This is a genomic window from Pseudoalteromonas sp. BSi20311 (assembly GCF_000239875.1).
Classification (GTDB): domain Bacteria; phylum Pseudomonadota; class Gammaproteobacteria; order Enterobacterales; family Alteromonadaceae; genus Pseudoalteromonas.
This window is the reverse complement of the sequence record NZ_BADU01000153.1, coordinates 1-20,968: the sequence shown is the minus strand read 5'-3', so window position 1 is coordinate 20,968 and position 20,968 is coordinate 1. Positions and strand designations below refer to the sequence as shown.

Below are 20,968 nucleotides of genomic sequence, written 5' to 3'. Positions count from 1 at the left end.
CATGGACGGATAAAGCAAGGCTTCAGGGATGAGGTTAAACACAGGTTATCACCCACATAGTGGCTTTACACTAATTGAGCTCATGGTAGCAATTGTGGTTTTTGTGATCGTAGCGCAAATTTCACTCTGGTTTTTTGCCGACTTTTTAGCGAAAAACCGAGCTGACAATCAAATCTCTTTACTACACCGAAATATTAATTTTGCACGCCTTTACGCTATAGAGCATGACAGCTACGTAACACTGTGCGCTTTAAAAGATAAACAGTGCTCAGAGGGTGAGTGGCACACGGGTGTGTCTCTTTTTATTGATAATGATAGGTCAATATCACTTGATGATGATGAACTGTTAATTAGTACTTTTGAGTATACTCATAACGCCGATACGTTAGAGTATCCTCGTACAGCCATTACTTTTAGGCCTGATGGCTCGTTAAATGGATTTCAGAACGGCACTTTCGTATATTGCCCAAATAGTGATAAAGCAAACCTTGAGGGGCTTGCTTTATCTATTAGTCAAACTGGTCGAATACGAATAAAATCTACCAACAAATGCCAACAATAAGCGCTGTGCCTATCGACCCCAGCAATAGTTAATGTCGGTATTGCCTTTACTACCTGTTGCTCCTTTTAAGCCTACGTCATTAATCGTTAATGACGTACAATCAGCATCGCCTTTTACAGCGCCTGAAATCGGCTTAGCGGTAACTGTAAATGCATTATTATCAACCACTTTAATTGTTAGTTCAAAACTACCATTTTCAGTTTTGTTATTTATCCCTAAGTCATCAAACGAGGCTGTATAAGCACGGTTATCAACAAAATACTGTTCTTGCTTGTTTGCCGCATCTAAAAGCGCTGCTGCGGCTTCTGCACGTGATGCCCTTTTTACATACTCACTGTAATTAGGCACTGCAATAGCTGCGATGATGCCAACAATGGCCACGGCTATCATTAATTCAATTAAGGTAAATCCTTGTTGTTTTTTATTCATTAATAATCCCTAGTTACCCTCGTCATTTTCTTCACGCTTATAAATATAAGTCTGCTGTGTTTTAAAACCAAAACCAACAGATTTATCGTTTACCAACTGTATTTTTTTATCGACAATTTTTAAGCCTGGCCCCGTTATTTCTAGCGGCTTTAACGGGTTCGCTGTTTCACTGCCACTGATACCTGGACCAATCAAGTAGAACTGACTTTTTACATTTTCATTGGTATTGTCATCACACTTACCGTCGCCATTGCCATCAGCACAGCTACCACCAAAATAAAGCTGAGGCGTATCAGGCATCTCGTAACTTGTTTTAAATTTTAAGTTATCATACACCTTAGTGCCGTAATGTAAGTGAAACGCATAGAGCGAGCCGCCACCAGCACCTAATGAACATTGATTACTCGAAGCTCCTGTAGAACCAGGTGTAAACGAAGTGAAATAAGCCACACCGCCAACAACAGTTGCCGCTGCGAGTGATTTTTCGCCGCCGCTTAGTTTATATCGCCATCCTTTAAAATTATTAGATAGCTGGGCTTCTAATGCGTTAAAATCGCCCACATTATCTAATGCTTTGCCAAATAAGTCTTCGTTCATTAACATTAAATTATTCGGCACAATTGCAGCGGGTGCATTATTTTTGAATGATTTAGTGATGGTATTCTCATCCCTAATCATAAATAACTGATCAGCACTGTTACTCTTTAAAGGATTTGAGCGATTACCACTACCAATAAGTACCGCATCATAGGGTGTATCTAACCGTGAAGTCACTCCCTTACTTATAGTCACCTTACTAAACACGGTTCTTGCCACTACCGGCTTATAAAAGAAACGCCTGTCGGTATCAGCACCTAACTCAGCGAGTTTGTAATGACTAAATGCATTAGTGCTGATTCCAGGCATATCGATACGCCACACCCCGCCACCAGTATCGGCAGCATAAATTCTGTCAATATAACCATCATAATCTGAATCGAGTAAACTAACGTCAGCAGCAATACTGTGCTTGCCTTTAAAAGCATTATCACTTCTAAGTGACCATACTTTCTCGCCGGTTTTAGCTTTTACAATATAAACATCGCGACCCATTGTATCGGCATCTCGAGTATTGTCTTTACTGGTATCGTAGCCTGCGCCAAATACCAGTAAAGGCTCATCACCCCATGCTTTAATGTAAGCTATTTGTGGTTTAGACCATGTTTGCCCTAATTCCTCAAAACCTTTATCGCCACCTTTAATTGGACTCTTCCACAGTTTTTTAGGGGTATCTGGATTAGAAATATCAAAAGCATAATAATTACGACCACCACGGCGCATACCGGCTATAGCCCACACTTCATCTCCGCTGCTGGCATTGATAATGCCATCATTTAGGCCTTCACTATTTAAACTTTTATTGTTGAAATAAACACTAATAGGTCCGTCCATGCCATATTCTTTGCCTTTTTCCTTTGAACGCAAAGGGTTAAGAATTGAGTACAGCGCGGAGGGGATAAATGCCCAACTTTCTTCTACCTTATTATTTTTGCTATCGTCTTTGAACATATGCAAAAACCCTGCATTTGTCCCTATTAGAATGCGTACATCATTATTACCATAATCGATAGCCAACGGTTTAGAATGTAACGGATCGCCAAATATGTCGTTGCGTTTGTCCTGTGAAGAGCCATCGCCATCTTCATCGTCAACATCAATACCACGAGCCCAATTTATTGTGCTTTCAAGCTGAACATCACTAACAAGCAAATCATCTACTGATGGCTTATTCTTTTGCTTATTAACAATGTTGAAGACTTCACTTATCGTATCGTAATCAAAATTAATTAGCTGTCCTGATGGACCATCAGAAAATAATTTTCGCTCTTTGCTGCTGCTAGCAAGCGCGGCATTCACGCCCCCTTGTTTTACAGCATTACCATCTGGTGCACTATCAGCATCTGGCCAAAAGGTATGCGCGTTTTTATCGATTAGACCGTTGCTATCAAGTGCTTTTACGCCTTTGGTATCGACTATTTTATTACCTGATACTTCTAGCTTTTTCAAGTTACCTTGCCAACGAGTACCAATTTCGGGATAAAACATTGTGAAGTAAATTGCGTTTTTACTGCGTGTTTGGTCAACGTTATTACTGGCAAACGACGGTGAAGTAAATGAGCTGTTTTCTTCTCGTATTTGTGAAATTGTTTGATTTAACGCCTTAGAAAGTTCATCGGCTGTATCAGCATGAAGGTACTTACCTCCACCCACTCTGGCTGTCATATCGAGGAGATCTTTACCACCTTGACTCATGCCCGTACCAAAACCAATGGTATATACTCTCGCGGTATCAACTATGTCTGGCGTTTCAGAGAACAAATCAACTTGCGTTTGTTTGGTACCGTGTAAAATTTTTGCTAGGGCAACTAAGTAACTATTTTTGTACTCACCTGACTCAAAAGGAATAGCATCAATAAAAATTGAGTTATGTAGCTTTTTTATATTACTGTTTCTGTCGCTATCGTTACTTGGGTCGCCGTCAGTCATTAAGATCACATTAATCGAGTTATCACAACGCAGCAATTCTTTGTTGCCTTTGTCATCTTTTCGAAATGGTGATTTGTAGTACTTGTTGTTATCTACTGCTTTGTCACGATCCTGAATACCGTCTGCGAAGTCTATTTTTTGGCCTGTCATGTAGAGATAGGCTTCCCATAATGTTTCCGTAATTGGTGTCGCACCATCAGCGGGCAAATCATCAACTGCTTTTAATATTTTTGTATTGTTACTGTGAATACGCGACAACACATAGCCGCCATCACTGCCTGCAAATCGCATCAAACCAAAATCAACATCCTTGTTACTGTTAACTAAATTCTTCACTGCATTTTGGGCAACATTTAAGCGATTATCATCACACAATATCCATCGTCTATTGTAGTTGTCATAACCACAATCATTACCAGTCAAAGTAGAAAAAGCCATACTGCCGGAAGTATCAAACACAATCAAAACACGTGCATTTTCATCTGTTTGAACATTATGGTTAACGTATAACTCTATATCTTCGGCTACTGCAGGTGCGCTCGCAACTAAGCCAAGTAATACAGGTAACATATTCTTTAATTTAAATTTCATCTTAAATACCTTTACTTATACTAGCCATCTCTTGAGCGACACCGGTTACTATAGTGATTTGGTGTTTACTTTTAGAGCCATAGTCTATGGTTGTTGATACCTGAACCATATTGCAGGAAATCCCCGTCGTAAAATTAAAGCGTCTAGGACACTTTAAATCAAGCATGCCGTTATTTAAGTTAACCATATTGCTTGTCATATCATTACGGTTTGCAATTTCGATACCGCTATCTGTGACTTCATCGGGGGTCAAAAAGAACTGATTAGCAGCCCCTTTACTTACCTCATCAGCAATGATCCGCTGTACTTCACCAATTAATTGATTTTCAGCGACTTCACGTTCCTGTGCGGCATTAGTGATCTTAATATCAATACTACTGCTGCTCATTAAGGTTACCGCAATCCCCGTCACAGCTATCACCATAATAAGTGCCGTAATAAGCACAACACCCTGTTGCTTACTCCTCGTAGGGCTTAAATGCGCCATAAATTCGATCCTGCATTGTTTAAACGTATTGTTGTAGTAAAAACAGTACGTCTGAAATTGTCTGAAAACGTTAAAGTTCGGCTGTTAGCATCTTCACCAAGAATATAGGTTTGGTTTTTTATAGAAATCCCAGGATCTGGCTGTAATGCTCTGATCAATAAAAAAACTTGAACGGTTAAAACACCTTTTTGATTTTCCCACTGTGCAATACTCATATCATCAATGCTTCTGTATGTATCTACACGGCTATCACTAGTGGTATCTAAACCAAACACAAAGCGCATATTCTCGACGCCTTCCATAATGGTTTCCGTTGTCATCGAATCTCCGACTAAGCGTTTTCGCATTAATGCAGGAACCGTAATGCTTTTATTGTTTACTGTATAAGTTTGCTCTGAAATATAGTAACTATGATGGCTATACGGCCAAATACTGGCATTAAGATTCACAGTAGCCGGGTCAATAACACCGCGAACAAAACGGGCGCTTTCTTGCTCAGCAATAAAATAGTTTTCATCACTTTGGGTTTGATTGGCACCCGCTTCTACCTGTAGTTGACGACCTTGCAAAAACTTTACTTGTAAAATGTCAGTTCCTGCTAGCGGATTATTAATACAGCTAAGCTCACTTGAATCTACTGCTACTTTGGCAAATAGACCTTTAAAGTTGCTGCTACTCGCTAAATTAGGGAAGCTACCATTGTTATCACCTTCAGAGCAATCACCTGTTGGGCTTGCTAATGTGGTGGTATTTATAGCGGTAAATGAATCATCATAAAAAGTCCCCCAAAAACCAACTTGTTCAATATCTCGTTGCATAATGTTAATGGCTAAGCGACCTGATTCTTGTAACTCGCCTATGGTCATAGTGTCTTTGGTGGTCACTTTCATGCCAATATAAGTAAACATCACACCACCGAGGATCAAGCCACCAATAAAAAGTGAAATCATCATTTCAACTAGGGTAAATCCGGCTTGCTTCATTTTAACTCCTGACATAAACATAACTGTTTAACACCACCAAACGGCGTTTTTTATCTGCTACGCCACAGCTAATATTTCCAGTAGCCTCACTCGCTTTAAATTCTTGGCGCCCCTGCCAGGTTACAATTACTTCAACATTAAATGCATTACCTGCAGCACTGGCAACAGCTGTAGGGTTAATACATACCGAGGCATCATCTAATGAGCCTGTATTTTCGCGAGCACGAATAGCACGCTTCCACTGCTCAATATCTAAGGCAGCAATTTGTGCATTAGTGCAAGAGTTTGTAAAACACGTATTTGATGAGTTCTTGCCAGTATCACTATTAAAGTCAACATCATAAAGAGTCGCTAGTTGCGGTGTGTCATTAGCGCGTATTCGTTGAATAATATCATTGCCAAGTGCCACGGCTGCTGCACGTTGCATTGAGTCAAAGCTCGCTTGCTTTGCTTTAGCTTGTAAGGCAACTGCTCCTAATAAACCAAAACTGAGAATAATAAAGGCGATGAGCACTTCTATAAGTGTAAAGCCTTTTGAAAATTTAATCTGGTGTGCAAACATAAGGTAGCCAAAAAATGTTGATTGGTGCAATTGTATACATTTACGAAACATATTCAATATACAACCGCTCGCACAATGAAATAGTTGGCTATTACGATAATCAGCGTTTAAGTACTGTATTTTGGGATACTTGGCTGTTTTTCCATCTGTAAAATATTTTGAAAAACAGTAAAAAGCGTTTAAGCCTCAAAGAGATAAAAATAAGTAAGGATGGAATCCGGTTATAGACTTGTTTAATGAAATAGTGAATGGCGCTTTTATTTAGTTCAAAGCCATAAACCAAACAGAAGCACATATTGAAATGGAAGTGGTTTATTTTATTGCTATTTTTAGGAATATTAAAAATAACAAAAAAATATTAAAAAAATGATTAAAAAGGCTGAATGAAAGTAATCCACTGCATGTCAGTTACTAATTCATTCAGCTTTTTCATCATTTAAAAAATTAACGCAGCTCTACTGGTACAGCAAAAACGATGTTTTCTTCTTCACCTGGATTCTCGATTACTTGCTTGCCACCTAGCTCTTTTAAGCGAGTAATCACTTGCTGAACTAATACCTCAGGAGCTGAGGCGCCGGCAGTCACACCTACACTATTGATGCGATCAAACCATGATGCTTCAACATTACTAGCATCATCAATTAAATAGGCTTGCGTACCCATTTTATCAGCAAGTTCCCGTAAACGATTAGAGTTGGAACTATTTTTAGCACCCACAACCAATAACACATCCACTTTATCAGCTAAATCACGAACCGCATCTTGACGGTTTTGCGTTGCATAACAAATATCGTCTTTACGTGGGCCATCAATTGCAGGAAATTTACTACGTAAAGCATCAATCACATCGGCAGTATCATCTACAGATAGAGTTGTTTGGCTGCAGTAAAAAAGATTATCCGCATTTTTTACATCAAGCTTTAATACATCATCAACCGTTTCAACAAGGTAAATACCACCTTGCTCGTTATCGTATTGACCCATGGTACCCTCAACCTCAGGGTGTCCGTGGTGGCCAATTAAGATGCATTCAATACCTTTTTTACTAGCACGCGTTACTTCCATATGCACCTTAGTCACTAACGGACAGGTTGCATCAAATACTTTTAACTCTCTGCGTTTAGCCTCTGAGCGAACAGCCTGAGATACACCATGAGCGCTGAAAATAACAATGCTATCATCAGGAACCTGATCTAGTTCTTCAACAAACACGGCACCGCGATTTTTTAAACCATCAACCACATAACGGTTATGCACCACTTCGTGTCGCACATAGATTGGTTTTTCAAAAATATCTAAAGCGCGCTCAACAATACTGATTGCGCGGTCAACACCAGCGCAAAAGCCTCGTGGATTAGCTAATAATATTTCCATTAACCCTGCACCTCAATAATATCAACTTCAAACGTTAAACGCTGACCCGCTAATGGGTGGTTAAAATCGATAGTAACTGACTCACCTTGCACTTCACGCACCAAACCAGGAAGCTCAGTACCATCAGGTTGAGTAAAAGCAATAATCGCACCTACTTTAGCCGGTGTTTCTGCACCAAACTTACTACGATCTACATAATAAATATTATCTGGGTTTGGTTGACCAAAAGCATCTTCCGGCTCAAGTTCAAATGTTTTGCTTTCACCCGCCGTTAAGCCAAGTAAACATTTTTCAAAGTTAGCGGTTAAGCTGCCATCACCCATAGTCAGTTTTGCTGGCTTGTTATGCACTTTTGTTGAATCAGCGGCAGAGCCATCTTCCAGTTTAATAGAAAAATGAAAAATAACGTTTGAGTTTTCACCAATTACAGCTTGGCTCATGCTTTATGCTCCTTTGGTTCTTCGCCTGTAAAGGCGTCAAATAGTAATAATGCAGCGCCAATACAAATAGCACAGTCAGCAATATTAAATACGGGAAAATGTGAGTCTTCGTAAAACACATGTAAAAAGTCAATCACGTAGCCATAAGCAACACGGTCGTATAAGTTACCAATAGCACCTGCTAGCACTAACGAATATGCACCGCACAATACTTTATTAGACGCAGGAAGGCGTTTTAACCACCATACCAACAAACAACTAATCGCGATTGCTATTGCACTTAAAAACCAACGCTGCCAGCCACCCGCTTCGCTTAAAAAGCTATAGGCTGCACCGTAGTTATGGACATAAGTGATGCTAAAAACAGGCAATAAATTAATTGACTCACCATAAGCCATGGTGTTTACAACCAGTGTTTTACTGGCAAAGTCTATTACAAGCAGTAATAGACTCAACCAAAGCCACACTAAACCACTTTTTTGGGTTAGTTTGCTCACTAAAAACAACTCCTAAGCGAATTGACGCTTTTCACCTTCACCGTCAACGTTACTTACACAACGACCACAAATTTCAGGATGAGCAGGCTCAACACCTACATCTTCACTGTAATGCCAACAACGCTCACACTTTTTAGCATCTGTTGCTGATACGCTAATGTATAAACCTTCAATTTCAGTTGCTTGTGAGTCCACTGGCTGGCTATCCACCTCAGTAACATTTACAGCTGAAGTTAGTAAAACAAAGCGCAGTTCATCGCCCAATGCCGCCAGCTTAGCTGCAAGTTTTTTGCTTGCAAACAAGTTAACCGTTGCTTGTAATGTAGCGCCAATCACTTCTTCTTTACGCGCAGCTTCTAGCAGACGGTTCACTTCGTCACGCACATTTAAAATAGCTTGCCAGTCTTCATTGCTAAACTTGGTCGTTGTTGGTGCTTGTAAGCCCTCATACCAAGTTGAAGTAAATACATAATCACTGCGCTCACCTGGAAGTGCTTCCCAAATTTCTTGTGCTGTAAAGCTCATGATTGGTGCCATCCAACGCGTCATTGCTTCAGCAATGTGGTATAGCGCGGTTTGACAAGAACGGCGTGCATGGCTGTCGCTTTTTGCCGTGTACTGACGATCTTTTATAACGTCTAAGTAGAATGAACCTAACTCACCAGTACAGAAGTTCATTAGCTTTTGCGTCACTAATAGCATTTGATAGCTGTCGTACGCCGCTAAAATATCATCTTGTAACTGTGCAGCACGCCCTACAATCCACTTATCAAGCTCAACCATATCATCCACAGCAACTTGATCTGTTTTTGGATCAAAACCACTAAGGTTAGCAAGTAAGTAACGGCTGGTGTTACGAATACGGCGGTAGCGATCTGCTGAACGTTTGAATATTTCATCTGATACCGTCATTTCTGCCGTGTAATCAGTTGATGCTACCCATAAACGTAAAATATCAGCGCCTAGTTTATTCATCACATTTTGTGGTGAAATAACATTGCCTAATGACTTAGACATTTTGCGGCCGTTTTCATCAACCGTAAAGCCATGCGTAAGCACTTGCTTGTAAGGTGCATGACCATTAATTGCCACTGAGGTCATCATTGATGACATAAACCAGCCACGGTGTTGATCTGAACCTTCTAGGTATAAATCAGCAGGACCGGTTAAATCTTCACGCGCATCAACAACACAGGCATGCGTTACACCTGAGTCAAACCACACGTCCAGTGTGTCTTGCACTTTCATGTATTGTTGTGCGTCTTCTTCACCTAGTAAAGTAGCTGGCTCTAAGTCATACCATGCTTGAATACCTGACTTTTCAACAAGCGCTGCTGCTTGTTCAATCAGCTCTTGAGTATTTGGGTGTAATGCACCCGTGTCTTTATCAACAAACAACGCAATAGGTACACCCCAAGTACGTTGACGTGAAATACACCAATCAGGGCGGCCTTCAACCATGTTGGCAATACGGCTTTCGCCCCATTCAGGTAACCACTGAGTATTTTTAATTTCAGCCAGTGAGTCTTGGCGCAAGTTAGCCTGATCCATGCTAACAAACCATTGTGGTGTGGCACGGAAAATAATAGGCGTTTTATGACGCCAACAATGTGGATAGCTGTGAGTTAATGCATGGTGATGCATTAGGGCATTATTTTCTTTTAATACCTCAATTACACTCGCATTGGCTTTAAACACATGTTGACCGGCAAATAATTCAGTATCAGGTAAGTAAACACCGTTTGCGCCAACAGGGTTAGCTACTTCAAGGTTGTACTCAAGACCAGCCACGAAATCTTCTTGACCATGACCTGGTGCAGTATGCACGATGCCCGTACCTGAATCAGTTGTTACGTGCTCTGCAACAATAACAGGAACATTAAAGTCATAAAAAGGGTGTGCTACGGTTAAGTTTTCAAGTGCTGCGCCTTTAACATAGCCAAGGATATGGAAATGGTTAAAGCCAAAACGATCCATCGCATCTTTAACCAGCTCAGAGCCAATAATAAGACGTTGCTGAACGCCTTCATCTTCTACTTGTACTAGCGCGTATTCTAAATCAGCATGCACAGCTACCGCACGGTTCGCAGGTAAAGTCCATGGTGTCGTAGTCCAAATAACGGTTCCTACGCTACCAGTTCCTGTATGGCCAGCCGCTAAATCAAATGCGTTAACTACCGCATCTTGATCTGTAAAAGTAAAACGCACATCAATAGCTGGAGACTGTTTATCTTGGTATTCAACTTCTGCCTCAGCTAATGCTGAGCCACAATCTGTACACCAATGCACAGGCTTAGCGCCTTTATGAAGGTGACCATTTTTTATAATGCGGCCCAATACACGAATGGCATTAGCTTCAAAGTCGAAGTTCATGGTTAGGTAAGGTTTATCCCAATCACCAAAAACGCCTAAACGTTTAAAGTCTACTTTTTGGCCTTCCACTTGCTTTTTAGCATAAGCACGACATTTCTCACGAAACTCTGCCGCAGTTACCTTAACACCGGGTTTACCGACTTTTTTCTCAACCATTAACTCGATTGGTAAACCATGACAGTCCCAACCTGGTACGTATGGCGCATCAAAGTCTGATAAGGTTTTAGACTTAACAATAATATCTTTTAGTATTTTATTTACTGAGTGGCCTAAATGGATATCGCCGTTTGCATACGGAGGGCCGTCATGCAAAATGAAAGTTTTTTTACCTTTCTTCGCGCTGCGAATTTGACCGTATAGGTCGTCTTCATACCATGCTTTAAGCATTTTTGGTTCACGTTGTGCCAAATTGCCACGCATTGGAAACATTGTTTCCGGTAAATTCAAAGTATGTTTGTAGTCGCTCATTAATCCTACTTTCCGTTTCTATCGGCTACCTAATTTAAACCAAAACACTGCTTAGCGGCGGCAACATCGGTTGCTATTTGTGCCGTCAGTTGTGTTAATGTCTCGAATTTTTTCTCATTGCGGAGTTTTTCAACTAGCTCCACATGCATAAATTGTCCATAAATATCTTGTGCAAAATCAAAAAGATGAACTTCTAATAAGGCACGAGTTCCATTAAACGTGGGTTTGTTTCCAATGTTAGCCACCCCAAAAACTTGCTTTCCTGCGAACATCACTTGAACCGCAAATACACCATTGACCGGACAAACTTGACGTTTTAGCGCAATATTTGCCGTTCTAAAACCCAGTTCGCGGCCTTTCTTCCAGCCATGAATAACACGTCCAGATATTGCATAATTATGCCCAAGCATAACTTTTGCACTAACTAGGTCACCTTCAGCAAGCGCTTCTCGTATCAAGGTGCTGCTTACTCTAGCATTTAATTGCCTAAAGCTGGCAGTGCTTTTAACACTCATTCCCGCTTGGGTGCCCATAGTTGCCAATAGACTAAAGTTACCTTGGCGCTGTTTACCAAACCTAAAATCATCACCAACCGTTAATGCTTTAACGCCCAGCTTTTTAATTAAAATATCGCTAACAAACTGCTCGGCATGCATGTTTGCAAAAGCCTGATTAAAGCTAATACAAATAACGCGTTCAATTCCTAAGTTACTCAATAGGCGTAGTTTATCACGCAGTCGAGTCAGCCTAGCCGGAGCGTTATTTTTTGCAAAAAACTCTTGTGGCTGAGGCTCAAATAACATTACGGTGCTGGGTAAATTATTTTCTTTTGCATCAGCTAAAAGCCCTTTTAATACGGCAGCATGACCCAAATGAACACCATCAAAATTACCAATGGTCAGCACACAACCAAAGTGTTGTGGGCGTATATTGTGTATACCTCTAATTAACTCCATGCCACCTAATGCCTTTTTCAGCGAGCGATAAAATGCGACCTTAAGCCGCAGAGTGTCCGATTATAATCTTTTTTTTAATTTGATTCAGTAATTGCTACACTTTTTATCGTATTTAGTCTAACACCCATCAAAAACAACATAAAAAAGTAACTAACCATCGCAATAATTAATAACACAACCAATAACATAACTTGTTCGCTAAAGTGCCAACTAACCCAGTCATATTGTCTACTGGTAAACCAAACCAATGCACCCATCGTTATACTTGCCAACAAGCACTTCAAAGTGAAGTAGCCACTCATGCTGGAAAACTGATAAACATTCTCTTTTTTTAGTTGTCGGTAAAGTAAATAAGCATTACAGCTGGCTGACATTGAGGTTGCCAGTGCCAAGCCTAAATAGCCAATAAATGGCGCTAACATAATGTTAAACACCATATTTAGTACCAAAGTAATAATACCAATGCGTACCGGTGTTTTAGTATCTTGGCGAGAATAAAACCCTGGCGCGAGCACTTTAATTAACATAAAGCTGACTAATCCCACTGAGTAAGCAACAACCCCCAAGCTCACCGCCTTAACATGATCAATACCCGCTTCTTTGAAAGCGCCATGATCAAACAGCACGGTAATAATAAGTGGGCTTATAATCATCAACCCTATCATTGCTGGAAGCCCTAAAAAAATCACAAACCTCACTCCCCAATCTAGGGTATGTTGAAAGTCGCTACTTTTTTTACTGCTGTGTAATTTTGACAGCGCAGGTAAAATAACCGTCGCAATACCAATGCCAAATAAACCAAGTGGGAATTCAATCAGTCTATCTGAGTAATACAGCCAAGCGATAGAGCCTGTCATCAATAATGAAGCTATTACCGTATCGAGTAATAAGTTAATTTGACTAATTGATACACCAAATAAGGCTGGGAGCATTAACTTGCGTACTTTTTTCACATTTTCATCTTGCCAACCCCAGCGCGGGCGCGCTAGCATTTTTGCTTTATACAAAAACGGCAATTGAAATAATAGCTGTACCACGCCTCCTAAAAACACGCCAAAAGCTAACGCATAAGCGCCTACAGAAAACTGATCATGTAATAAAATGGCACAACTAATAATAGATACATTGAGTAAAACCGGGGTAAAAGCCGCCACGGCAAAACGATTATAAACGTTCATCACAGCGCCACTGAGCGCCACAAGGCTTACAAAAAACAAATAAGGAAAAGTCAGTTTTAATAGCGAACTGGCAAGCTCAAACTTTTCTGCGTCAGGCCCCCCTTGCCACCAATCAATAAACCAACCAGTGCCGAATAAAGCAGCAATAACAGGTGACGCTATCACACCAAAGAGCGTCACTATCAGTAAAATAGTGCCTAACGTGCCGGCGGCTTGGGCTACAAATATCCTGACCTTCTCATCGCCCTGCTGCTGTTTAATTTCACTTAATACCGGTACAAATGCTTGCGCAAAAGCCCCTTCGGCAAATAAACGACGTAAAAAATTAGGAATACGGTTAGCAAATAAAAATACATCGGCTGCAGCGCCCGCGCCCAACAAGTTAGCCACGACGGCATCTCGTACTAGCCCTAAAATACGCGAGATCATTGTCATTGCACTTACAATCATCCCAGAACGAAACAAACCTTTTGACACTATGAATCCATATTAAAAATCAGCAATTAAGTTAATTATGCCATAGTCTTTTTTATAAATCGCTTTAAAGCACTAGGCTGGAACCCCTTGCTTTGTTACAATAGCGCTATTAACTGCTAAAGCGGCAAATTGATGTTCGTTATAAGGAGCAGTTTTTCTTGGATTGTTAAAATTAAATTGACATTCATGATAAAAACAGGCATATTCCACGGCCTTTAATTTAAGCTTTATTTAAGATTGTTAGGAGCAAACCTTGGCTAACATCAAGTCTGCAAAAAAACGCGCTATCACAAGCGAAAAAAACCGTCAGCACAACGCAAGCCGTCGTTCAATGATGCGTACTTACTTCAAAAAAGTAATCGTAGCTATTGAAGCTGGCGATAAAGAAGCTGCACAGCAAGCTTTTTCTGTTGCTACACCTATCCTAGACCGTTACGCAACTAAGGGTCTAATCCACAAAAACAAAGCTGCTCGTCATAAGAGCCGTTTAGCTGCTAAAATTAAAGCGCTATAATTTGTTTTTGCAAGATTAAAAAAACCGGCTTTTGCCGGTTTTTTTTTGCCCAAAATAAATGCGCCTATTAAACGTTATCAAGCTCTGGGTAAAACTTTTTCAACATCGCCGCAATTTTCTTTGGAGAAAATGGCTTAACTACAAATCCTTTAGCCCCTCTATCTATCGCATCCTTCACATTTTCAACGCCTGAATGAGCCGACACCATCACCACGTTTGTCTCTGGTGATAACTCATTAATTTGCGCAATAAGCTCTTTACCGTCGCCATCAGGTAGTTCTATATCTAAAAATATAATATTAAAATTGGCTGCACGACACTCGCTAATGCACTGCGCGGCCGTTGACGCCTCTTTTACATTCTCTATCCCTAAATGCATCAGGGTTTGACTCAAAAAGCTACGCACCGTACTAACATCATCAACTATTAAAATAGATAGCTGCGTATTCATATATAATCCTTATAGGCTAAAGCCATGTCTGCAAAATTGGTGATTTGCTTAAAATACAAATATTTACTTTATTATAGAGAGCTAAGCTAAAAAGGCCAGATTTGCTTTATGTCGAAAACCACAAAAAAGAGTCGCCGCAAAAAAATAAAACGATTACTGTTAAACCTACACCCACTAATAAGCTTGCAAACCTTGCCCCACAATTAAAGCCGCAATCAAAGAACACTAAGCGTGGTATCAAGCTGACCCTGTTTTTTATTTTCACGATATTATTACTTATACTTGTTTTAGTGCCAAAGCCAAGCTTACTTACTTATAAAAAATCATCTATGGTGAGCCAAAGTGTGTATTGGCCTGGGTTGTTTTCAAGCGAACCAAAACTACTGGACTCAACCCTCCACCCGCGACTGGATAAGGAGCATAGAACCCTTTACCTATGTATTGATTTACAGCAACCGCAGAGCTGCCAAAAATATCGAATTATTGCTGAGGAAGGAATATTTCCAGTATTGCTTACTTACTTTTAACATTAAAAAAACTAATCTGAAAATTTAAAATTACTTGGTTGAAAGCTGTGCAAAAGATCAACATAATGGCGCTCCTTTTTTCAACAACTGAACTATTGAAACGACCATGCTAAACGAGCTAGATTGGCTTTTAAATACATTACTACTTGCACTAGGTTTAGGTGCATTCTTTATTAACCAACTGACACTGCTTCGCGTTGCTGCGATTAGTGCTTGTGGTTTGTTATTCCTATCATTTAGCTTAGATCTTATGTCGTCGAGTATTATTTCAAATATGAGTTTAGTTTTGATCAACACATTTTACTTGTTCAAAGTTTATACATTTGGGCAATTTACTGTATCTCAACACTAATTACTTCCCCTTAGAATATTTTATAGCCCAGTTTTTCTGGGCTTTTTTTATCCCACAGCTTTAAAAATCTTGGGTCTTAGTTTGAACTAAGTTAAAATTAATCTCGTATTAGCCTATTTTGAGATAAGCCCATGCCGTTGTCAGATTTCGATTTATTCTTATCCTCTATGGAAGATGTTACCCCTATCAGTCACGACACCGTGACATTGCCACCTAAAAGCCATAAAGCAGCTATCGCTCAACAAGAAAAAAATAAAGCTGCACAATCAAATTTAAACAGTGAACAATTTAATCCGTTAGATGAACCACTTGAATTGCTCGACCCACTCGCCATATTAAGCTTTAAACGAGATGGCGTGCAAAGCCCGGTTTTTAAAAATGTAAGATTAGCTAAATATCAGCTCGATGCGACGTTAGATTTACACGGGCAACTTCTAAAAAATGCCTATGCTTCGTTGCAGGCCTTTATTAAAGATTGCCACAATCGCAATATAAGAATGGTTCTTGTTCGTCATGGAATAGGCATTAAAAATAAAGCCAAACCGGGTATTTTAAAAAGTTACGTAAATCAGTGGCTGCAAACAATTCCTTGTGTTTTAGCATTTCATACTGCACTCAGGCAACATGGAGGAAGTGGTGCAACGTATGTTTTATTGAAGAAAAGTGATGATAAAAAGCATCAAAACAGAGAAATTCACAGCAAGCGCAGTTAAACCTTGCTGTGCTAATAAGGGTTAGTTAAGCATCAGGGCTGCCGCATTAGCTTGATTAAACCACGCAGATATTCCTAATATAATGATGGATACAACCACAATGCTGATTTTTGCGCCCCCTTGACTGGGTTTCATAATTCATCCTATTTATTATTTTTGTTAGAACGGCTTTTAACAATAATAAAAATTACAAATGTTAACAAGCTGTTTCTGTTAAAAATTAAACAAATTGTTCATTAATAACCCTGAATTTTGTTAATACTATTATGTAATGGCTGTTTCGCTTGTAAGCGTAGGATGTTGCCTGCTATTTGTTCAATAACACTATCTAGATCTGACAGCGCAGCACAGTGCGGCGTTAAAGTAATATTTGGGTGCTGCCAATAAGGGTGTTCGCTTGGTAGTGGCTCACTGGCAAATACATCAAGCGTTGCTGCTCGTAAACGTGCGTTGTTGAGCACATCGAGCAAATCAGCTTCAACAACATGCTCACCTCGGGCCACATTAATTAGCACGGCGTGCTCAGGAAGTTGCTTAAGCAACTGTTGATTAATAATACCTTTAGTATTGCTAGTAAGTGGCAATAGGCAAATTAAATAATCGGTTTGCTCAAGCATCTGTGTTAAGCCGTCATCGCCATGGTAGTGTGTTGCTATCGTTGATATTTTAGGGCTTCGGCTCCAAGCACTAACTTTAAAACCATTATTAGCCAACCTGTAGGCACAAGCTTGGCCTAATTCGCCAAACCCTAAAATACTGACTTGATTGTGCTTATACGCTCTTTTGGGCTTCCATTCACTTTGCTGTTGTTTTAAAAAATATTCTTTTAATCGCAATTTTTGCGCTAATACATGAGTAAGTACATATTCAGCCATGTCGTTGGCTAACTGTTTATCGACAATGCGCACTACTTCAACATGTGCAGGTAGTAAACTTAAATCGATACTATCAACCCCAGCACCAAACGATGACACCGCTTTCAAATTTATCAACTTTAGCCATAAAGACGCGGGCGCATTCCAAGCCAGTACAAATTCTACACTTGCAAAATCTTGGCAATCATCAAGCTGCTCAATTTGAATATTGGGCAATTGCGATTGCATTTTTGCAATTAATTTTGTGTTATCTCGACCGGTAATCGCGACTAAAACTGACATGATGATTCCTTAAAAAGTAACCGTAAATAATAGTACTGGTATGGTTTAATTCAATAGTAAGTAAACGGTTTTAAAAAGTCACACAACTGACCGCGTATTGTCATATGCGCACTCTAAGCTAAACATATTGGCCTTAGCCTAGTATAAAAAGAGGTGCGTATGATCAGTGTAGATAAAGTAATAGCAACCAATTTACCACAGTTAACTAACTCATTTAAAATAAAAAAACTGGTAAAAAAAAGTCTTAGCTACTTATTACATGAACAAGAATTTACAAACTTTGCAACTGCCTATCCCCACCTTCAAGGAATAGAATTTGTAGAGCAAGTACTTGATGAACTTGACTTTGAAACTCGTTATAAAGCTAAGCAAATAGAAAATATTCCCAGTGAAGGAAAAATTGTCATTATTGCAAACCACCCTATCGGCTCCTTAGATGCGCTTGCATTAATTAATGTGTTATCAACGGTAAGAGCCGATTTAAAAGTGGTGGCTAACCGTATGTTAATGACCGTTGACGCCATGCATTCGTTATTACTACCCGTTGATAACCTATCAGGGCAAAGTAAAAAACAAGAGCTGAGTAATATCCACCAGCACTTAAAAAATGAAGGAGCGTTACTTATTTTCCCTGCCGGTGAAGTTTCTCGACTTCGTCCTACGGGTATAAAAGACTGCAAATGGAACAGTGGCTTTTTACGCATTGCTAAAAAGGCTAACAGCCCTATTTTGCCTATCTATATTAAAGCCAGAAATAGTCCGCTGTTTTACGGCGCATCAATGCTTTATAAACCACTGGCTAGCTTATTACTGGTAAAAGAAATGTTTAAGCAACGTCAAAAATCACTCGAGTTTGAAATTGGCGCTTCCATTGCTCCTGAGTCTTATTTAATCCCAGACTTAAAAGACAAAGAAGTGGTTGAGCTAATCCGTAAGCAACTATATCGTTTAACCACAAAAAAAACGCTACCATTAAAAACTCATGCTCCGATCGCCTCTCCTGAATGTAAAAAAGAATTAAAAAAAGCCATAGAATGCTGCGAACATTTAGGTAAAACCAGTGATGGCATGGTGATTTATTTGTACCAATATCAAGGAAGCTCTCCCTTATTTCGTGAACTGGGCCGCTTACGAGAAATCGCTTTTCGGGCTGTAGGTGAAGGTAGTGGAAACCGCCGAGACATAGATAAATACGATATGCACTATCAGCACTTAGTATTGTGGGATGAACATGCACTAGAGTTGGTGGGTGCTTACCGATTAGCTTGTGCACAGGATGTGATTGAACAACACTCACAAAGTGGGCTTTATACCGATAGCCTATTTAATTATACCCAAGATATGACTCCTTATTTTAAACAAGGCATAGAGCTAGGCCGAAGCTTTGTACAACCTAAATATTGGGGCAGAAAAAGTCTCGACTACTTATGGTATGGTATTGGCGCTTTTATAAATCGCTACCCTCAATACCGTTACTTATTTGGTGCGGTGAGTGTGTCAAACGCACTACCTGAGCAGGCAAAGTCTTTATTAGTGCATTATTATCAGCACTATTATGGCTGTGAAAAATCACTCGCAACGCCTAACAATGCTTTTCGTCACACAACTGATCAGCAAACTCAGTGCACTAACTTGTTCGAGGGTAATAATATAAAAGAAGATTTTGTAGAGCTTAAACACATACTCGCTAACATGGGCACGCATGTACCCACACTATTTAAACAATATACAGAGCTATGCGAACCAAATGGCGTTAAATTTTTAAGCTTTAGTATTGATCCACAATTCAATAATTGTATTGATGGCCTAGTATTGGTTGATCTTGAAAAAGTAAAACCAAGCAAAGCAAAACGCTACTTGGGTACTGATAAATCAGCATCAGCAAGTTAAAGCGTTAACCCTTAATCGAATAACTATTAAAGCGGCATTAAGCGGCGCTTTAATAGTTATTAATACTTCAAGGCTGAGTAAAAATACCATCGAGTAATTGCGTATAAATCTTTTCTATTTCTAACAAGTCGCAAATCGGTACATGTTCATTAACCTGATGAATACTATGGTTTCGTACCCCACACTCTATGACTTGTGTTGTTTGCTGTGCAAAAAATCGTCCGTCCGACGTCCCACCACTGGTGCTTAATAAAGGATAATTCCCCGTCACTTTAAAAATTGCCTGCTCTAACTGAGCGAGTAAGCAACTCTCAATCTTATGGCTTGTATAATAGGGTTCACATGGACGCTCCCACTGTATAACCAAATGCTCGCTGAAATCCTTCAGTGCAGCAAACACACGTTGCTTAACATGTTTACTTTTATACCCATGGCTATAGCGAATATTAAAAGTAATATCACACTGAGCTGGCACGAGGTTATCTAACACATTATCAATATTAATACCGGTGACTTGCAGCGTTGTTTTTGAACTAAGTTCATCTAAAGGCCAGTCTATTTGTGTGAGCCTGTTAACCACTTCAGCACTGATGTGCGCAGCATTAATGGTATTCTCAGGATAGGCTACATGCCCAGCCTTTCCTTGAATAGCTAATCGCGCAGATAAGGCTCCACGTCGACCATTTTTTATAGTGTCACCTACCTGCAGGTGGCTGGTTGGCTCACCAACAATACAGCCATCAAGCACAACGCCCTGTTGTGCTAATCGCTTGGCAATCAACACAGAGCCATGCTCCGCCTCACCTTCTTCATCTGAGGTGATCAGCCAAAATAATGTTCCCTGCTTTTGCTGCGCGCTGTTTATTAGCGTCTGCGTTGCGCTAAGCATGGCGGCAATGCCTCCTTTCATATCGGCGGCACCACGCCCATAAATCGCATCGTTAATTATGTGTCCATCAAAGGGATCGGCTAACCAGCCACCTTGCCCTGCGGGTACCACATCAATATGCCCAGAAAATGCCACCACAGGGCCTGCCCCAAAAGTTATTTTTGCAATTAAGTTTGTCACATTATTAGAACTAAATTGCTCTGTACTAAAGCCTAACTCAGTAAGATGGTTCGCAAGCCACTCAATGCCACCAGCTGAGTTAGGAGTAATCGATTTAAATCGGATCAGAGTTTTTAAGTGACTCACTGTTTTTAACTGTGCAATAGTTAAGTACGGCGCTTGTGCTTTTGTATTGATAGCTTTTGTCATAATAAACACACCTCGTTTTAGCAGTGTATTTATTACAACGACTTTTTATGACCGCATTATGAATTTACTTGCTAACGTGCGCCCTCTTCTATTAATGTTTCTCGTGTAACCTGCACTATGTGCTTATCTTCTTTGGTTAACTTGGTTTTTTTCCAAGAACCACGCATAAACCATGCAAATGCTATTAATGCGATGGTTATGTT

General features: G+C 40.0%; 20 protein-coding genes. 6 read left to right on the top strand and 14 right to left on the bottom strand.

From position 1 onward, the window contains the following. Positions 1 to 28: 28 nt before the first annotated feature. Complete coding sequence (locus P20311_RS15045) at positions 29 to 562, top strand: GspH/FimT family protein (protein WP_008114442.1); 534 nt, start codon at positions 29 to 31, stop codon at positions 560 to 562. 9 nt (positions 563 to 571) lie between these two features. On the opposite strand, the gene P20311_RS15040 is transcribed toward P20311_RS15045, so the two are convergent. The 11 genes from P20311_RS15040 to murJ all read right to left on the bottom strand — a co-directional run bounded on the left by P20311_RS15040 (position 572) and on the right by murJ (position 13,861). After that, complete coding sequence (locus tag P20311_RS15040) at positions 572 to 991, bottom strand: type IV pilin protein (RefSeq protein ID WP_008114440.1); 420 nt, start codon at positions 989 to 991, stop codon at positions 572 to 574. A 9-nt stretch (positions 992 to 1,000) separates the two neighbouring features. Then, positions 1,001 to 4,108 (bottom strand): PilC/PilY family type IV pilus protein, encoded by a 3,108-nt coding sequence (locus tag P20311_RS15035; RefSeq protein ID WP_008114438.1) that lies wholly within the window; start codon positions 4,106 to 4,108, stop codon positions 1,001 to 1,003. Position 4,109: 1 nt separating this feature from the next. Next, on the bottom strand, positions 4,110 to 4,595 hold the full coding sequence (locus P20311_RS15030; protein WP_008114436.1) for a hypothetical protein: 486 nt from the start codon (positions 4,593 to 4,595) through the stop codon (positions 4,110 to 4,112). Then, positions 4,583 to 5,578, bottom strand: a complete 996-nt coding sequence (locus tag P20311_RS15025) for a PilW family protein (protein ID WP_008114434.1) — start codon at positions 5,576 to 5,578, stop codon at positions 4,583 to 4,585. Before P20311_RS15025 ends, P20311_RS15030 begins: the two co-directional genes overlap by 13 nt. A gap of 1 nt (position 5,579) precedes the next feature. Continuing rightward, positions 5,580 to 6,140 carry a type IV pilus modification protein PilV gene (gene pilV / locus P20311_RS15020; RefSeq protein ID WP_008114431.1) on the bottom strand — a complete coding sequence of 187 codons (561 nt, stop codon included), beginning with the start codon at positions 6,138 to 6,140 and terminating at the stop codon, positions 5,580 to 5,582. Positions 6,141 to 6,584: 444 nt separating this feature from the next. Beyond that, positions 6,585 to 7,514 (bottom strand): 4-hydroxy-3-methylbut-2-enyl diphosphate reductase, encoded by a 930-nt coding sequence (gene ispH / locus P20311_RS15015; RefSeq protein ID WP_008114427.1) that lies wholly within the window; start codon positions 7,512 to 7,514, stop codon positions 6,585 to 6,587. Then, complete coding sequence (fkpB, locus tag P20311_RS15010) at positions 7,514 to 7,954, bottom strand: FKBP-type peptidyl-prolyl cis-trans isomerase (RefSeq protein WP_008114425.1); 441 nt, start codon at positions 7,952 to 7,954, stop codon at positions 7,514 to 7,516. Before fkpB ends, ispH begins: the two co-directional genes overlap by 1 nt. Then, positions 7,951 to 8,451, bottom strand: a complete 501-nt coding sequence (gene lspA / locus P20311_RS15005; protein WP_008114424.1) for a signal peptidase II — start codon at positions 8,449 to 8,451, stop codon at positions 7,951 to 7,953. The genes fkpB and lspA overlap by 4 nt, the downstream gene beginning before the upstream one ends. A 12-nt stretch (positions 8,452 to 8,463) precedes the next feature. After that, a complete protein-coding gene (gene ileS, locus P20311_RS15000) occupies positions 8,464 to 11,292 on the bottom strand; it encodes an isoleucine--tRNA ligase (RefSeq protein WP_036932842.1) in 2,829 nt (942 codons plus the stop codon). A gap of 29 nt (positions 11,293 to 11,321) precedes the next feature. Continuing rightward, complete coding sequence (gene ribF / locus P20311_RS14995) at positions 11,322 to 12,248, bottom strand: bifunctional riboflavin kinase/FAD synthetase (protein WP_008114422.1); 927 nt, start codon at positions 12,246 to 12,248, stop codon at positions 11,322 to 11,324. Positions 12,249 to 12,322: 74 nt separating this feature from the next. Further along, positions 12,323 to 13,861, bottom strand: coding sequence for a murein biosynthesis integral membrane protein MurJ (murJ, locus tag P20311_RS14990; RefSeq protein ID WP_036932848.1), 1,539 nt, complete (start codon positions 13,859 to 13,861; stop codon positions 12,323 to 12,325). A 295-nt stretch (positions 13,862 to 14,156) separates the two neighbouring features. Here murJ and rpsT point away from each other — a divergent pair, with 295 nt between their 5' ends. Beyond that, positions 14,157 to 14,417 (top strand): 30S ribosomal protein S20, encoded by a 261-nt coding sequence (gene rpsT, locus P20311_RS14985; RefSeq protein ID WP_008114420.1) that lies wholly within the window; start codon positions 14,157 to 14,159, stop codon positions 14,415 to 14,417. Positions 14,418 to 14,484: 67 nt separating this feature from the next. On the opposite strand, the gene P20311_RS14980 is transcribed toward rpsT, so the two are convergent. Beyond that, positions 14,485 to 14,868, bottom strand: a complete 384-nt coding sequence (locus P20311_RS14980) for a response regulator (RefSeq protein WP_008114419.1) — start codon at positions 14,866 to 14,868, stop codon at positions 14,485 to 14,487. Positions 14,869 to 14,969: 101 nt separating this feature from the next. Between P20311_RS14980 and P20311_RS14975 the strand changes: the two genes are divergently transcribed. The 3 genes from P20311_RS14975 (at position 14,970) to smrA (ending at position 16,460) form a co-directional block, all read left to right on the top strand. Continuing rightward, complete coding sequence (locus P20311_RS14975) at positions 14,970 to 15,395, top strand: hypothetical protein (protein WP_008114418.1); 426 nt, start codon at positions 14,970 to 14,972, stop codon at positions 15,393 to 15,395. A 106-nt stretch (positions 15,396 to 15,501) separates the two neighbouring features. Next, entirely contained in the window at positions 15,502 to 15,747 is a 246-nt protein-coding gene (locus P20311_RS14970) for a hypothetical protein (RefSeq protein ID WP_008114416.1), read from the top strand. A 131-nt stretch (positions 15,748 to 15,878) separates the two neighbouring features. Next, positions 15,879 to 16,460 (top strand): DNA endonuclease SmrA, encoded by a 582-nt coding sequence (smrA, locus tag P20311_RS14965; RefSeq protein WP_036932839.1) that lies wholly within the window; start codon positions 15,879 to 15,881, stop codon positions 16,458 to 16,460. 236 nt (positions 16,461 to 16,696) lie between these two features. Here smrA and P20311_RS14955 read toward each other — a convergent pair whose 3' ends face one another. Next, positions 16,697 to 17,617, bottom strand: a complete 921-nt coding sequence (locus P20311_RS14955; protein ID WP_008114410.1) for a glyoxylate/hydroxypyruvate reductase A — start codon at positions 17,615 to 17,617, stop codon at positions 16,697 to 16,699. A gap of 159 nt (positions 17,618 to 17,776) precedes the next feature. Here P20311_RS14955 and P20311_RS14950 point away from each other — a divergent pair, with 159 nt between their 5' ends. Further along, positions 17,777 to 19,507, top strand: a complete 1,731-nt coding sequence (locus P20311_RS14950) for a lysophospholipid acyltransferase family protein (protein WP_008114408.1) — start codon at positions 17,777 to 17,779, stop codon at positions 19,505 to 19,507. A 67-nt stretch (positions 19,508 to 19,574) separates the two neighbouring features. Here P20311_RS14950 and dapE read toward each other — a convergent pair whose 3' ends face one another. Beyond that, on the bottom strand, positions 19,575 to 20,765 hold the full coding sequence (dapE, locus tag P20311_RS14945; protein WP_008114406.1) for a succinyl-diaminopimelate desuccinylase: 1,191 nt from the start codon (positions 20,763 to 20,765) through the stop codon (positions 19,575 to 19,577). Positions 20,766 to 20,968 lie beyond the last annotated feature (203 nt).